General features: G+C 65.5%; 13 protein-coding genes and 1 pseudogene. 6 read left to right on the forward strand and 8 right to left on the reverse strand.

Features of this window, described 5'->3' with window-relative positions:
* Positions 1-458, reverse strand: a pseudogene (locus PV773_RS23630) (hypothetical protein); the annotation flags it as partial.
* A gap of 179 nt (positions 459-637) precedes the next feature.
* On the opposite strand from PV773_RS23630, the gene PV773_RS23635 reads away from it, so the two are divergent.
* Positions 638-1,225 carry a transglutaminase-like cysteine peptidase gene (locus PV773_RS23635; protein ID WP_347968716.1) on the forward strand — a complete coding sequence of 196 codons (588 nt, stop codon included), beginning with the start codon at positions 638-640 and terminating at the stop codon, positions 1,223-1,225.
* 36 nt (positions 1,226-1,261) lie between these two features.
* On the opposite strand, the gene PV773_RS23640 is transcribed toward PV773_RS23635, so the two are convergent.
* Both PV773_RS23640 and nth read right to left on the reverse strand, forming a co-directional pair.
* On the reverse strand, positions 1,262-1,792 hold the full coding sequence (locus tag PV773_RS23640; RefSeq protein WP_347968717.1) for a GNAT family N-acetyltransferase: 531 nt from the start codon (positions 1,790-1,792) through the stop codon (positions 1,262-1,264).
* Positions 1,793-1,904: 112 nt separating this feature from the next.
* Positions 1,905-2,717 carry an endonuclease III gene (nth, locus tag PV773_RS23645; RefSeq protein ID WP_347968718.1) on the reverse strand — a complete coding sequence of 271 codons (813 nt, stop codon included), beginning with the start codon at positions 2,715-2,717 and terminating at the stop codon, positions 1,905-1,907.
* A 22-nt stretch (positions 2,718-2,739) separates the two neighbouring features.
* Here nth and PV773_RS23650 point away from each other — a divergent pair, with 22 nt between their 5' ends.
* The gene (locus PV773_RS23650; protein ID WP_347968719.1) at positions 2,740-3,234 is read left to right on the forward strand and encodes a DUF2244 domain-containing protein; all 495 of its coding nucleotides are present in this window, start codon (positions 2,740-2,742) and stop codon (positions 3,232-3,234) included.
* A 75-nt stretch (positions 3,235-3,309) separates the two neighbouring features.
* On the forward strand, positions 3,310-4,215 hold the full coding sequence (locus PV773_RS23655) for a bifunctional helix-turn-helix domain-containing protein/methylated-DNA--[protein]-cysteine S-methyltransferase (RefSeq protein WP_347968720.1): 906 nt from the start codon (positions 3,310-3,312) through the stop codon (positions 4,213-4,215).
* Positions 4,216-4,232: 17 nt separating this feature from the next.
* On the opposite strand, the gene PV773_RS23660 is transcribed toward PV773_RS23655, so the two are convergent.
* The 5 genes from PV773_RS23660 to PV773_RS23680 all read right to left on the reverse strand — a co-directional run bounded on the left by PV773_RS23660 (position 4,233) and on the right by PV773_RS23680 (position 10,900).
* Positions 4,233-4,868, reverse strand: coding sequence for a ribbon-helix-helix domain-containing protein (locus PV773_RS23660; RefSeq protein WP_347968721.1), 636 nt, complete (start codon positions 4,866-4,868; stop codon positions 4,233-4,235).
* Positions 4,858-6,147 (reverse strand): HlyD family type I secretion periplasmic adaptor subunit, encoded by a 1,290-nt coding sequence (locus PV773_RS23665; RefSeq protein WP_347968722.1) that lies wholly within the window; start codon positions 6,145-6,147, stop codon positions 4,858-4,860. The genes PV773_RS23660 and PV773_RS23665 overlap by 11 nt, the downstream gene beginning before the upstream one ends.
* 56 nt (positions 6,148-6,203) lie before the next feature.
* Positions 6,204-8,339 (reverse strand): type I secretion system permease/ATPase, encoded by a 2,136-nt coding sequence (locus PV773_RS23670; protein WP_347968723.1) that lies wholly within the window; start codon positions 8,337-8,339, stop codon positions 6,204-6,206.
* 30 nt (positions 8,340-8,369) lie between these two features.
* A complete protein-coding gene (locus tag PV773_RS23675; RefSeq protein ID WP_347968724.1) occupies positions 8,370-9,809 on the reverse strand; it encodes a TolC family outer membrane protein in 1,440 nt (479 codons plus the stop codon).
* A gap of 299 nt (positions 9,810-10,108) precedes the next feature.
* Positions 10,109-10,900, reverse strand: coding sequence for a transglutaminase-like cysteine peptidase (locus PV773_RS23680; protein ID WP_347968725.1), 792 nt, complete (start codon positions 10,898-10,900; stop codon positions 10,109-10,111).
* A 564-nt stretch (positions 10,901-11,464) separates the two neighbouring features.
* On the opposite strand from PV773_RS23680, the gene PV773_RS23685 reads away from it, so the two are divergent.
* The 3 genes from PV773_RS23685 to PV773_RS23695 all read left to right on the forward strand — a co-directional run bounded on the left by PV773_RS23685 (position 11,465) and on the right by PV773_RS23695 (position 14,314).
* Positions 11,465-12,016 carry a thermonuclease family protein gene (locus PV773_RS23685; protein ID WP_347968726.1) on the forward strand — a complete coding sequence of 184 codons (552 nt, stop codon included), beginning with the start codon at positions 11,465-11,467 and terminating at the stop codon, positions 12,014-12,016.
* A gap of 182 nt (positions 12,017-12,198) precedes the next feature.
* Entirely contained in the window at positions 12,199-12,951 is a 753-nt protein-coding gene (locus PV773_RS23690) for a GGDEF domain-containing protein (protein WP_347968727.1), read from the forward strand.
* 136 nt (positions 12,952-13,087) lie between these two features.
* Positions 13,088-14,314: a TadE/TadG family type IV pilus assembly protein gene (locus PV773_RS23695; RefSeq protein ID WP_347968728.1), complete on the forward strand. Its 1,227-nt coding sequence runs from the start codon at positions 13,088-13,090 to the stop codon at positions 14,312-14,314.
* Positions 14,315-14,418 lie beyond the last annotated feature (104 nt).

Raw genomic sequence — 14,418 nt, forward strand, 5'->3', positions numbered from 1 at the left:
GATCGGAAGAGCACACGTCTGAACTCCAGTCCGCCGCCGCCGCCGCCACCGCCGCCGCCGCCGTTGCCGCCGCCGCCGCCGTTACCGCCGCCGCCACCGTTGCCGCCGCCGCCGCCGTTACCGCCGCCGCCGCCGTTACCGCCGCCGCCGCCGTTGCCGCCGCCCTCATTGTCGCTGCCGGTGCCGCCATCGTCATCGCTGCCGGTTCCGGCTACGGCCTGAATCAAAGACGTGGTGATGGGCGGGCATTGAGCCAATTCGTCGGATGACAGTATTTGCCGCCTGTTGAGTGCGATGCAGCAGCGTTCATAGTTGGCGCTGCTGAGCGGCTGGCACTGCTGTGCCGTCATGACCGGCCGCACTTCGGCCAATGCACTTCCACTGAGATAGGTGGACGAGGCCGAGGCCGTGATTAGCAGAAACAATACTTTGGAAAAGCTTCCCTTGATTGCGGACATGGTACTCTCTCCATCAGGAAAGGCGCCGCAACCGCTCCAATCGAACCCCTTCAACCGGTGTTAATTCAAGGTAACAATTTGTTAGCCATGCCGCCTCCTTTCGGGCGGGTCTGTATTTTAGCAACCACTCATTAATCACCCACCGTCATCCTTTCATCCATCTAGCGGGGACTACCACTGTGAAACGCCTTGTCGCGCTGGTCGCGCTCACGACCACGTTTGCCGGAACGTTTGCTGCCTATGCCGGCACATCAATGGAAACCAAGGGCCGGGCCTTCGCGCCGCCGGCCTTCGCGTCGTTCTGCGGCCGCGAACCCGGCCTTTGCAGCACGTCGGGGGGCAAGAAGGTCGTCGCCCTGAAGCCCGGGCTGAGCAGCGAACTCCAGCAGGTGAACCGCGCGGTGAATGCGCGGGTAAAGGAGCGCAGCGACATGGCCAATGTCGGCAAGGACGACGATTGGCGCGTGCCGGCCGCCTATGGCGACTGCGAGGATTTTGCCATCCTCAAGAAGCGCGAGCTGATGAAGCGCGGTTGGCCCGCGTCGGCCCTGCTGCTGACCGTCGCGCGCTACCGCGGCCAGGGCCACACGGTGCTGACGGTTCGCACCAGCGAAGGCGACCTGATCCTCGACAATCTGACGAGTTCGGTGAAGGACTGGTCGCGTACGCCCTACAGCTACTTCGCCCGCCAGGCCCAGGGCAACGGCGGCAGCTGGGAGCGCATCGGCTCGGCCAAGCCGGTCCGCACGACCGCAGCCGAATTCTGAACGGAAGGGCCTGTCGGCCGCTTGCCCGGGGCGCCGTCAGCCCCGGCGCTCGAGCAGGATCGTCGGATTGCCGTGATAGGCAGTCCGGCCGATCTCGCGATAGCCGTTCTTCTCGGCGACGCGCAGCGAGGCACTGTTGCCGGGATCGATGATGCACACGGTGCGTGCGAAGCGGCCGTCTGCCCATTTCACGAAGCCCCCTACGACTTCGCTCGCCAGTCCCTTGCCGTGCATGTCGGCGACGAAGCCCCAGCCGGCCTCGGGCGTTCCCTCGATCGACGGAACCAGATCTCGCTTGAGGTCGTGGAAGCCGCCTTCGCCGACGAAGCGGCCCGTAGCCTTTTCCTCGACCGCCCAGAAGCCGTAGCCGATCAGCGACCACGAGCCGGCATGGCGCAGGAAGCGCTGCCAGCTTTCCTCGCGCGTGCGCGGCTTGGCGATGAAGCGGGTGACGACGGGGTCGGCCCACATCTCCGCATAGGTTTCGAAGTCGTCGAGGCGGTGCGGGCGCAATATGGCGCGCTCGGTCTCGATCACGGGAATGTCGGCGAGGGAATGGGCGGACATGGGACGGCTTCCTGCTTGGTTGGCCGCCTGTAGCACGGCCGGCGGCCAGCTGATCAGGCCAGAGGCCCGGTTCTTTCCCGCCAGCGCTCATTCCAGGAAAGTCGGAAACGCGCTACTGGGCCGCCATCTCGGCTTCGGCCACCTCGACCGGGTCGAGTTCGTCGAGCGGCACCAGCGGCGCCGGCTCGTCGGTCGTCTTTTCCAGCGACTTGCAGATGTCGGCGATGACGCAGCGCCAGCAATCGGGCTTGCGCGCCTTGCAGACATAGCGGCCGTGCAGGATCAGCCAGTGGTGGGCGTGCAGCATGTATTTGGCCGGCACGATCCTGAGCAGGCCCTGCTCGACCTGGTCGGGCGTCTTGCCCGGCGCCAGCCCGATGCGGTTGCCGATGCGCAGGATGTGGGTGTCGACGGCCATCGTATGATGGCCGAAGGCCATGTTGAGCACGACGTTGGCGGTCTTGCGCCCGACCCCCGGCAACTTGGTCAGCAGGTCGCGCTCGTCGGGAACCTCGCCGCCATGGTCGCGGATCAGCGCTTCGGACAGCGCGATCACGTTCTTGGCCTTGTTGCGCCATAGCCCGATGGTGCGGATGTATTCGCCGACGCTGTCCTCGCCGAGGGCCAGCATCTTCTCGGGCGTGTCCGCGACGGCGAACAGCGCGCGCGTCGCCTTGTTCACCCCGGCGTCGGTCGCCTGTGCCGACAGCACGACGGCGACGAGCAGGGTGAAGGCGTTGACATGCTCGAGTTCGCCCTTCGGCGCGGGCCTCTGGACCTGGAAGCGGCGGAAGATCTCGTCGACTTCGGCTGGGCTGTAGAGCGAGCGGCGGCGCGGCGCGCGCCGGGCCGGCTTGGCCGCGGCTGCCTTGCCGCCGTTGGCCTTCGACGCCTTTGGGCTATCTTGGGGCTTGGGGTTTTTCATTGCCCCTCTATAATCAACGGATATGAGCGATACAAACAGCACATTCGCTGCCGACGAGCCCTTCTTCAAGGCGCTGCTCCTGCCGCACCGGTCGCTCGGCCGCACCGGCTTCCTGATTCTCATGGGCGCGCTGACGTTCGGCTGGGTGGTCACCGGGGTGATCTTCCTGAGCTATGGCGCCTGGCCGGTGTTCGGGTTCTTCGGCCTCGATATGGTCGGCGTCTACCTCGCCTTCCGGCTCAACTACCGCGCCGCACGGGCGCGCGAGGAAGTCAGCGTCTCGCGAACCAGCCTGGATATCCTCAAGACCGCGCCCTCCGGCAGATCCGAGCGGTTCCGCTTCAACCCGTTCTGGGCCCGCTTTTCGGTCTCGCGCCATGACGAGATCGGCATCACCGCGATGGCGGTAACCTCGCGCGAGGCAAGCGTCTCCATCGGCGGCTTTCTCAATCCCGACGAACGCGAGAACTTTGCCCGGGCGTTCTCCCGTGCGCTCGCCGTGGCCAAGGCCGGATAGTCAGGCGGAATGAGCAGGAATCGGGTGGGAAACGCCGGCTTGCCACGTGATATTGGCGTTCAAGGAGACACTGCCATGAACGCCCAGACGAACGCTCGGACGAAACTCAGCCCCGTCGCGATGCTGCACCGGGACATCACCCCCGATGGCATCGAATATGAAACCGTGCGCCGGGTGATCGAGAAGATCAGCCTCGACTATCGCGACCAGCCCTCGCTCGAAACGCTGGCCGAGGAGGTCGGCGAAAGTCCGACCGGCCTGCAGAAGCTGTTCAGCCGCTGGGCGGGCCTGTCGCCGAAGGCGTTCCTGCAGGCGGTGACGCTCGACCATGCCCGCCGCCTGCTCGACGAAGGCCTGCCGCTGCTCGAGACCTCGCTGGAGGTGGGCATGTCGGGGCCGGGACGGCTGCACGATCTCTTCGTCACCCACGAGGCGATGTCGCCGGGCGACTACAAGACGCGCGGCGCGGGTCTCACCATCCGCTACGGCTTCCATATCTCGCCCTTCGGCGTGGCGCTCATCATGGTGACCGACCGCGGCCTGGCCGGCCTGTCGTTCAACGACGCCGGCGAGGAGCGCGCTGCCTTCGCCGACATGTCGGGCCGCTGGCCGAACGCCACCTATGTCGAGGACATGGCGGCGACCGCTCCCTATGCCGCGCGCATCTTCGACCCGAGCCGCTGGCGCGCCGACCAGCCGCTGCGGGTGGTGATGATCGGGACGGACTTCCAGGTCCGGGTGTGGGAAGCCTTGCTGAAGATCCCGATGGGCCGGGCCTGCACCTATTCGGCGATCGCCGCCGACATCGGTACGCCCAAGGCGAGCCGCGCGGTCGGGGCAGCCGTCGGCGCCAACCCCCTGTCCTTCGTCGTGCCGTGCCATCGGGCGCTGGGCAAGTCGGGCGCGCTGACCGGCTACCACTGGGGCCTGACGCGCAAGCGCGCCATTCTGGGCTGGGAAGCCGGCCGGATGGCGCGGTAGGCCGGCCGGCGAAACGCTCAGCCGTTCACCACGAAGGCAAGCAGCAGCTGCGGCGCCTGTATCGGCGCCCGCACGATGTTGAGCTGGCCGCGATAGCGCCGTTCGCCCGCGCCGATGACGAAGCCGCTGGAAATGGGGACGCCGTTGTTGCCGTCGAGGCGGGTGAAGATGTCGGCGACGTTGACGTCGAGCGACAGCCGCAGGTCGCGCTGGGCATCCTCGCCGAAGCCGACCGGCAGCTGGCGCCTGACGAGCTGCTGGAATGCCGGATTGAAGGCCAGGATGCGCTTGGCCGAAGACAGTGCGAAAGCGGGGGCGGGGCAGGCGCCGAGGATCGCGTTGATGGTGCGGAGCGAGGCGAGCGCGCCGAGCTCCGCCTTCTGATCGGAGATCCAGCGCAGGCAGGCGACCCGTATCGCCGATGCGAGATTGCTGCTGTCGTCGTTGGCGGTGGCGATCTCTTCGACCATTTCGCCGATGGTGAGCCGGTTGTGCTCGGCGAGTTGCTTGAGCGTGGTCCAGAACAGGCGCTCGAGCCGGATGCCGCGCCGTGTTCCCTGGCGGACGACGACGCGGAAGTCGGTCGCCAGGTCGTCTGCGGAGAAGACGCTGACCGGGGGCGGTATCGGCTGTCTGGCGGTGCTATCGTTCACGCAGGGCCTCGTTGCGTGCCTTGGTGATCGGCTTGAGCAGGTAACTCAGGATGGTCTTGCGGCCGGTGATGATCTCCACCGTGCTGATCATGCCTGGGATGATGGAGTAGGTCTTGCCGTCCTTTTCCAGGGTCGACCGGTCTGTCGACACGCGGACCTGGTAATACGGCTCGCCCGTATTCTGGTCGACGAGGCTGTCGGCGGTGATGTTCTGCACCTTGCCGTCGAGGCCGCCGAAGATCGAGAAGTCGTAGGCCGAGACCTTGATCAGGGCCCTCTGCTCGGGGCGGATGAAGGCCACGTCGCGCGGCGAGACGCGCGCCTCGACGAGCAGCGTGTCGGACGTCGGCACGATGCCGGCCACGACGCCGCCGGGCTGCACGAAAGCGCCGAGCGTGTTGACGTCGAGCGTGTTGACGATGCCGTCCACGGGGGAGCGGATGTCGGTGCGGGCGACGCGGTCGCTGGCGCCGCGGATGGTCTCGTCGACCACCGACAGTTCGGCCAGCGCCTGGGTCAGTTCGTCGAGCGCCTGCTGCCTGAGTTCGAGGCCGAACTCGTCGACCTGCAGCCTGGCTTCGACGATGGCCGCCTCGGTCCGCTTGATGGTTTCGCCGGCGAGCTTGAGCTGGCCGTTGAGGTCGGCCTGCTCGCGGTCGACGCGGATCTGCTCGGTCCGGGCCATGAGGTTGCGCTTGACCATCGAGGTCACCAGCGCGGCCTCCTTCTCGCTGACCGCGATGTTCTCGGTGAGCCGCTGCACATTGGCCTGCGCCTCGCTCAGTTCCTTCTGGCGCTGATCAAGCCGCGACTTGAGCACCGACAGCTTGGTGTCGAAATTCTGCCGCCGCGCGACCAAGAGCTTCTGCTCGTTCTCGCAGATCTCCGGCGCGGTCTCGATCAATTCGTCCGGACAGGCGAGCGGCTCGCCGATCCTGCCCTCCTGTTCCTGCTTGAGCCTGGCGATCCGCGCCTGGAGCGTGCGCGCCTTGGCCTGCTGCTCGCCGAGGCTGGAGGTGCTGACGGTGTTGTCCAGGCGGATGATCAGGTCGTTCTTCTTGACGATCTGGCCGATCTTGACGGCGATTTCCTGCACGACGCCGGCCTCGCTGGCCTGGACGATCTGCGTTTTCGACGCGGGTATGACCTTGCCCTCGCCGCGGGCGATCTCGTCCACCTCGGCAAACGACGCCCAGCCGACGAACGCCGCGAACAACGCACCTATGATCAGCACCGAGGCCGACGCGAACAGCGGCGGCCTGTCTTCCCTGGCTATCATTCCTGCCCCAGTATATTGAACGGGTTCAATATAACCAATCGCCCAGACGTCCGTGCTCAGCCGTTCGGCCGCTGCAGCGCCTGGATGACCTTATCCTTCGGCCCGTCTGCAACTATCCGGCCCTGTTCGACGACAATTAGGCGATCGACGATCTCCAGCATACTATAACGATGCGTCGATATGATCAGTGTCGTCTTGTCGTCGAAGGCGATTTTCAGTTGTTTGATTAACTGCCGCTCCGAAGCCAGGTCCATGGAGCCCGACGGCTCGTCCAGGAAGACGATCTTGGGCTTGGTCAGGAGCAGCCTGGCGATGGCAACCGACTGGCGCTGCCCGCCGGACAGGTTGGTGCCGCGTTCGCCGACATTCATGTCGTAGCCGCGCGGGTGGCGCGACACGAACTCGTCGACGCCGGCCGCCTTGGCGGCCGCGATGATCTCCTCGTCGCTGGCGTCCGGCCGTGCCATGAGGAGATTTTCCTTCACCGTGCCGGAGAAGAGATCGCCGGCCTGGGCGACGATGCCCACTGCGGCTCGCACTTCCGAGGGGTGGTATTGGCGCACGTCGATGCCGTCGAGCAGCAATTCGCCCGACGTCGGCAGGAACAGCCGGCCGATCAGGCGCCCGAAGGTGGTCTTGCCCGAACCGATCCGGCCGATGATGCCGACGCGCTCGCCGGGATTGACCGTCAGGTTGACGCCGGTCAGCACCTGCGCCTCGGTGCCGGGATAGGCGAAGCCGACATTGCGCAGCGACAGCGCCCCGAACCGGATCGGGCGGTTGACGAAGCCGACCGTGTCCGGCCGGTCCTCGGGCTGCTGCATGATGGTGTTCAAGACCTTCAGCGACAGCGTCGCCTGGCGGAAGCGCGAAATGGTGATGGCGAGCTGGCCGAGCGGCGCGACGGCGCGTCCCGACAGCATCACCGCGGCGATGATGGCGCCGGTGGAAACGGCGCCCAGCTCGAAAGCGTAGGCCCCGGCCACGACCAGCGCCACCGTCACCAACTGCTGGATGAACTGTGTGATGTTGGCGGCGGCAGCCGAAAGCTGCTTGATCTTTTCCGACGTGTTGGCGGCATTCTTGGAATGCTCGCGCCACTTGCGCAGCAGATATGCCTCGGCGCGCAGCGACTTGATCGTCTCGACCGTCGAGATCGATTCGATCAGCAGCGCCTGGCGCTGCGAGGCCTCGTTCATCGACGCGGCGACCCGCTTGCCGATGCGGTGCTGCGCGACCAGGCCGATCACGATCGCGGCGATGAAGGCGACGACCGGAACGATGACCAGCCAGCCCGCGACCGCATAGATCACCAGTAGGAAGATGAAGACGAAACCGGTGTCGATGAAGGTGCTGACGGTGTTCGAGGTGAAGAACTCGCGTACGAATTCGTATTGCGACACACGATTGGCATATTCGCCGGTCGAGGCCGGCCGCGAGCTCAGGGACGAATTGAGCACCTTCTCGAACAGCATGTAGGAGATGCGCAGGTCGGCCTTGCGGCCGGCATGGTCGATCAGCGCCGCCCGCGCCGTCTTGAGCAGCAGGTCGAAAAGGATCGCGGTTGAAACGCCCAGCGCCAGCACCCAGAGCGACGAGATCGCCTTGTTGGGCAGGATGCGGTCGTAGACGTTCATGGTGAAGATCGGCGAGGCGATCGCCAGCAGATTGATGAAGATCGCCGCCAGGGCCACCCGCGAATAGGACCGCCAGAAGGCGCCGACGGTGCCGAACAGCCAGTGCTTGCGCTCGATGCGGGCGGCGGTGCCGGCGCTCATCTCCTCGGCGGTGTTGGCGTAGGTGATCGAGAAGCTCGCGCCGCCTTCGATCGCTATGCTCAGCAGTTCATCGCGCGAGATCGAGGTGCGCCCGTCCTCCTGCGGTCCCGTCAGGAATGCCGCGCCTTCGCGCTGCTCGGCCAGAAGCGCTATCGGCAGGCGGTTCTGGCGGAAGATGATGACCGGCAGGTCGAAGCGGCCGCGCGCGAAGTCGCGGTGGTCGAATTCCTCGGTGTCCAGCCCGATCCGTTCGGCGAGATGCCGGATCTCCTGCATCTCGATGCGGGAATCCGAGATCGGGACGCCGGAGAACAGGACAGTCTCTGCGCTCGGGCGGCCCAAATAGGCCGCAACGGCCGAGAAGCACTTCTTGAATGCTTCGGCCGGCGTCTGGATGTGTGCCTGTTGGTTCATGAGCGGCGGGGGCGGCCGTCAGGCTACACCCTACTTCTTTCTGACGGGTGCCAGCAGGTCGAAAGGCAGATCGTTCGCCTGCTGCGACGGTGTCCGTGCATAGGTTTCCGTATCGGCGGTCTCGGGTACGTTGAACTCGCTCCGCGCATAGGCGTCCGCCTGCTTGGCCGGCGCGACGTTCATGGTCTTCAGCAACTGGCCGGTCGCGGCGAGCAGCCGGTACTCGGCGAACAGCGAGGCGAAGGCCGCGGTGTTCGACAGTGTCTCGGTGTTGAAGCGGGTGTTCTGCGCGTCGAGCACGTCGAGCAGCGAACGCTGGCCCACCTTGAACTGTTCGCGGTAGGAGGCGACCAGCCGGTCGTTGGCGACGGACTGCTGGCGCAGGGTCTTGGCGAGATCCGCCTGGCGGAAGCGGCGATCCCAGGAAATGCGCACCGCTTCCTCGACTTCGCGCTGCACCTGGTGAAGGGCGAGACGCTGCTCGCTGACGCGGCGGATCTGTTCCTGCTCGTTGGCCTTGTCGATGCCGCCGCGGTAGAGGTTCCAGCGCAGCACCAGGCGGGCCTGCAGGTCGTTGGTGTCCTCCTCGGCGCCGTCAACGTCGTAGCCGACGCGCGCGCGGCCTTCGGCGACGACCTCGGGGCCGTATTTGGCCCGTGCCGCGTCGACCAGTGCCGCGGCGGCGTCGATGTCGCTGTTGGCCATGCTGACGCGCGGATTGTTGCGGCGGGCGATGCCCAGGGCATCGTCGAGCGAGCGGGGCAGGGCCTTGGCCACGGAGCCCGGCTTCGACGCATTGACCAGCGGCTTGCCGACGGTCTTGAAGAACCTGATCTTGGCGGCTTCCAGCTCTTCGGAAGCCTCCTGCACGCGAGCCTTGGCGGCAAACAGCCGTTCCTCGGCCTGCTGCCTGTCGGCGTCGGTCAGCGCGCCGCCCTTGATGCCTTCCTGGATGTCACCGAGGATCGACTGGTGGAAGCCGAGGTTCTTCTTGGCGTCGCCGACGATCTGGGCCTGCAGGATGTATTCGAGATAGTCCTGGACGACCGACAGACCGATGAACTCCGAGCGCTCGAGCACACGGAACGAAGCGCCATCGACGCGCGATGCCTGGCGGCTGAGCTCGGCCCTGCGGGCACCGTTGTCGAACAGCTTCTGGGTGACCACGACGCCGGCTTCCGACGGATAGAGCGCGTCGTCGTCGCGGTCGCTCAGGCGCCGCGACGGGTTGTCGAGCCGACGCACGCCGGTCGAGGCCTCGAGGTCGACGCTCGGGAGGTAAAGACCCTTGGCCTGGCGCAGCTCGAACTCGATCGCCTCGCGGTTTTCGATGGCCTGGCCGATCTCCGGGTTGGATTCGACTGCGACGGCAATCGCTTCCTTGAGCGTCAAGGCGCCGGCACTTGTGCCCGACAGCATGGTCGCTGCAAGCAGGAAGCCGAACCGCGTCGCAAACTTTCCAAGATGCATTTCGAAAACTCCCCGCTCCACCACGGCGTCCCCGCCCGCGTCGCCCCTCAGCACATCCACCAACTGCAATTATCCAGCTGTAAGCGAAAAGCGACAGCAAATTGATTGCGGTTGTACCGGATTGATCCGATTCGCGCCATTTGACCCAAGACCTGTAGCAAAAATGCTACATTCTTAAAGGCTAAAACTACTTTCGCTCCAAGGATATCCGAAGTTTTTCGGTCTTGCGGGAGTGCCTCGGTGATTGAAACCAGGAATTGTCGTGCGACCCCCTCATTCGAGGGACGTGCAGGCCAAGATTACTGCAGGCCTTCTCCGGGCGCGATCGTGGTGAAATCGCCGGATAAGGCAGCCACCTGATCCGATCCGGGGCGTCCGCCATGGATCCAGGCGCGGTCGGTGCTGAAGGAATAGAGCGGCACGTAGCTCTTCAGCTCGTCGTCGCGGCGGACGTCGTTGTAGAGATTGTCGAGAATGAAATTGCCACTCTGGGTAGCAATCGACAGTACCGCGTGGAACACCTTCAGTTCCCTGTCCTGGAGCACGACCAGCGACATGCTCTGGGCCGGTACGCCGGCCTTGATCAGCGCCGCCATCTTGAGAATCGCGAAGTCCTCGCAATCGCCGATGCCGCGCGCCAGCGTTTCCGCCGGCGTCGCCCAGTAGTCGAGGCCGCCGTAGATTTCCTTGTCCTTGCGGTAGCCGATCATGGTGTTGACCACGCGGTTGACGGTGGCGAGCTTGTCCAGGAACCTCTTGTCGCGGACGCCCACCGTCAACATCGCGAAGGACGCGCCCCGCTTGCCGCAGGCGACGCCCTGCGTGCACTCGCCGATCTGGCTGTAGACCTTCCTCCAGCGCCCGGCGACGGGAAAGTTGCGCATCGGAATGGCCACCGAGCCGAACACGCCAGGCACGATGCCGGAGGTCTGGATCGGATCCACCCCGGCGCTCTCCTCGGCAGCGGCCGACGCGACGACCTGGACGGTGCGTTCGACGAGGCCGCTGGCGTCTGCCGCCGGATCGGACGATGTCGCTGCCTGGGACGCGGCGGGCAGGCGCAGCGCCACGCCGCCGAGAAGCGCCGGCATCCGCACCGCGGACTGCGTCTGGCCGTCGCTTGCGGCGGCATTTTGCAGTGTCGTGGCGACAAGTGCCGCCGTTGCAAGAAGTTTAATTCTGCGTAGGATATATTTGTTTGACGTTGCTTTCATGGCGCCCACCAATTTTGATGAACGATAGCAACGGGGTCTCAAATTATCGCAAAGAGATACAGATAATCATAGTATAATTTGCAGAACGCACTTTTCGTCAAATTTTATGAGAATTCTGATCTTTGCAGGTGCTGGGCAGGTGCTGGCGGGAAGCTGGGTGCGTGCCGCATCGGTCGGGGGCTGGTGCGCCGGCGGGTTTCGTGGCCTCCTGTGGCATCGATCGAGGTCGTCATGGAACGCCGTCCGCCTGATCCGATGCAGCCGGCCCCGGCATCCGCATGGAGAGATCGGTCACCGCGCGGGAGCGCCACGCTGGTTGCTCTCGCCGCCGCCGCGGTCGTTGCCGTCGCTTTGCTGATCATGGCTGCGGACTGGCTCCATGTGCCGCCGCAACCTGTCTTCAGGCCGGCGGAGCGGTTGCCTGCAGCCGAGGAGGCATCGTTGCCTAGCCCGTCAGCCTCATCCTATGCGCCGCCCGCGTCCGCGCGCCTGGTCGCCCCCGACGTCGTTGCCCCTCCGGACGTCCGTGCGCAGGAACTCGAGCGCGTCGCCGCCCGCGCGCCGCTCGGCGCGCTCGGCCTGGCCTCGTCCGGCAGGGGCGCGCGGCAGGACGATTGGCAAGGCACGTTGCTCTATCGCCCGGTCGTCACCTCTTCCACCTCTTTCGAGGCGATGGGGCATGCGATCATCATCGCGGGCACGGAACCGGTCGACGCCGAAAGCACTTGCGAGTTCGCGGGCGCGCGGTGGCGCTGCGGCGAACGCGCGCTGCTGGCGTTTCGCTATTGGCTGCGGGGGCGGGCGCTGCGGTGCCAGGTGCCGCCGGTCGCCGAACGCCGGCCCGTCGCCGCGCCCTGCCGGCTGGGCAAGCAGGATGTCGGGGCGTGGCTGGTCTCCAACGGCTGGGCGCTGGCGCGCCAGGGCGGCGGCTACGAGCAGGCCGAACTGGTGGCCCGAGAGGCACGGATGGGTATCTTCGGCCGCCCGGAATGAAGGCCTTTTTGGCTTTACTGGCGCCGGCAGCAGGAATTTCGGGCCACTTTTCGACAAATTCGTTAAACTGTTCGAATTCGGACAAGGAATGTTTCATTCTCGCCCAGTAGATCGATTCGTCGACGAGTACGGAGGGATCTGGCGTGGACAATACTGGTTCGGGGCGATCGGGCGGCAACAGCATGGGACCGATCGTGCGCTACACACTTCTCGGCACCACTGCGATCGTGGCGGTTGCCGCCGGCGCTGCCGCAATCCTGTTCCAGGGTCAGGGCGATGCAACGTTGTGGCGCGGCGTCATCGGCGCGGGCGCCATCGCAGCGCTGGTCGCGGCACCCTTGCTCGCGCTGGTCGCCAACGAACGGCGCAAGTTCACGGCGCTCAGGTCCGAGGTCAGCCGGCTTTCGTCGATCGATACGCTGACGTCCTGTCTCAACAGCGGCGTCTTCGCCAACCTCATCGACGCCTTCCGCGGCGACTCGGCCCAGGGCGGGCGCAGGCAGGGAGCGCTGCTGGTCGTCGAGATCGACGATTTCCGCGCCATCAATGCCCGGTTCGGCCATGCCTGGGGCGACGAGGTGCTGAAGAGCGTCGCCGGCACGGTCAAGGCCTCGGTGCGCTCGGGCGATCTCGTCGGCCGCATCGGCGGCGAGGGGTTCGGCATCTTCCTGCCCGGCACCAGCCGTGAGAATGCCGAGCGCGTCGCCGAACGCATCCGCGGCACGGTGTCCGAAACCATCCTGGAGCCCGGCGGCCGCAAGCTGCCGCTGTCGGTCAGCGTCGGCGCCGTACTGTTCGAGGACCAGCTCGAATTCGACGACCTGTTCCGCAAGGCGGACGACCGCCTGACCGAAGCCAAGGCGCGCGGCCGCAACCGCGTCGAGTTCGCCGAGCTTCCCGTCGAGGACGGTGAACGGCCCGGCCTGGACGCCTGAGGCGAGCGCCTGGACACGCTGTGGGCGCAACTGCCCACAGCCTTTCCGCGAATTGTTCGGCATTTTAGCGGTTACCGCAACAAATCCTGAAATGTCAGCATGCCCTACTGTGCACGGCTTGATCAGAGGGCGGGCAATGTGGGAATTCCTGCGGTCGCGGCGGGGCAATTTCGGGGTGATGACGGCGCTGGCCATGGTTCCGATCATGGCGGGCGTCGCCGGCACCATCGATTTCGTCAGTCTCAACAACAAGGCCACCAAGCTCCAGAATTCGCTGGACGTCGCCGGCCTTGCGATCGCCACCAAATATTACTCCGGCATGACCAAGACCGAGCTGACCCGGCTCGGCCGCGACTTCTTCGATTCCAACCTGGTCAACGACCGCCCCGACGCGAGCGACCTCATCTACAACGACGAGGTGACGGAATTTCAGGCCTCGGCCTCGTCCAAGGGCGACCTCAGCTTCATCGAGGTGAGCTCGACGATCCAGCAGCAGGGCATGATCGGCGGCTCGATCACCTGGAAAGCGGCGCGCCGCGCCGTGGTCGAAGTGGCGCCGGGGCAGCCCGCCTGCGTGCTGGCGCTCGATCCCCACGCCGCGACCGCGGTGAAACTGCAGGGCTCGACCCAGGTGACTCTCGACGGCTGCGTCATCGCCTCGAATTCGGATGCGGGCGACTCGGTGTCGCGGGGCGGCTCGGCTCAGGTCGCGGCCGACTGCGTGGTAACCGTGGGCGGCACCTCCGGCCTGACCGGCTACAACACCAATCTCGATTGCGGCATCCCGCGCGAAAAGCAATACGCGTCGATGGATCCGCTCGCCAACATCGTTCCGCCCGCCTACACGGCCTGCAAGTCCGTGCCGGGCGGCAAGACCAAGACGCTGTCGCCCGGTACCTTCTGCAACAAGACGATCTCCGGCGACGTGACGCTCGAACCCGGCACCTACATCCTGCGTGGCGGCCAGATCAAGCTCGGCGGCAACGGCAAGCTTTCCGGCCAGGGCGTGACGATTTTCCTGATGGAAGGCGCGGAATTCACCTCGAACGCCAATGAGGTGATCAATCTGTCGCCGCCTGCGACCGGGCCCTACGCCGGGATCACGATCTACCAGGAGAAGAGCAACACCCACGAGGTGCAGATCAACGGCGGTTCGGGATCGAACGTGACCGGCTTCATCTACGCGCCCGGCGCCCATGTCTTCTATGCCGGCAATTCCGATATGTCCGGCGGCGGCCAGTGCATCCGCATCGTCGGCAACACGATCGAGATGACCGGCAACTCGGCCGTCACATCAAATTGCGAGGCCGAACTCGGCGGCAAGAAGATGTATGCCGGCCGCATCATTTCGCTGGTCAGGTGATCGCGTGGTCGTCTGCGCCGGACGCCAATGTTGCAGACTGCAACAGATCGTGGATGGCGCCTATATCGCCGGCCCCTAATGTGTAGCGGGCTTGATTCGAACAC

The sequence above is a fragment of the Mesorhizobium sp. CC13 genome (assembly GCF_039907765.1).
Lineage (GTDB): Bacteria > Pseudomonadota > Alphaproteobacteria > Rhizobiales > Rhizobiaceae > Aminobacter.

Bases quoted from the DNA above. Each gene is read 5' to 3' on its own strand.
- PV773_RS23640 (WP_347968717.1), bottom strand. From the start codon at position 1,792: ATGTCCGCCCATTCCCTCGCCGACATTCCCGTGATCGAGACCGAGCGC.
- nth (WP_347968718.1), bottom strand. From the start codon at position 2,717: ATGAAAAACCCCAAGCCCCAAGATAGCCCAAAGGCGTCGAAGGCCAAC.
- PV773_RS23650 (WP_347968719.1), top strand. From the start codon at position 2,740: ATGAGCGATACAAACAGCACATTCGCTGCCGACGAGCCCTTCTTCAAG.
- PV773_RS23655 (WP_347968720.1), top strand. From the start codon at position 3,310: ATGAACGCCCAGACGAACGCTCGGACGAAACTCAGCCCCGTCGCGATG.
- PV773_RS23665 (WP_347968722.1), bottom strand. From the start codon at position 6,147: ATGATAGCCAGGGAAGACAGGCCGCCGCTGTTCGCGTCGGCCTCGGTG.
- PV773_RS23670 (WP_347968723.1), bottom strand. From the start codon at position 8,339: ATGAACCAACAGGCACACATCCAGACGCCGGCCGAAGCATTCAAGAAG.
- PV773_RS23675 (WP_347968724.1), bottom strand. From the start codon at position 9,809: ATGCATCTTGGAAAGTTTGCGACGCGGTTCGGCTTCCTGCTTGCAGCG.
- PV773_RS23680 (WP_347968725.1), bottom strand. From the start codon at position 10,900: ATGCCGGCGCTTCTCGGCGGCGTGGCGCTGCGCCTGCCCGCCGCGTCC.
- PV773_RS23690 (WP_347968727.1), top strand. From the start codon at position 12,199: ATGGGACCGATCGTGCGCTACACACTTCTCGGCACCACTGCGATCGTG.
- PV773_RS23695 (WP_347968728.1), top strand. From the start codon at position 13,088: ATGTGGGAATTCCTGCGGTCGCGGCGGGGCAATTTCGGGGTGATGACG.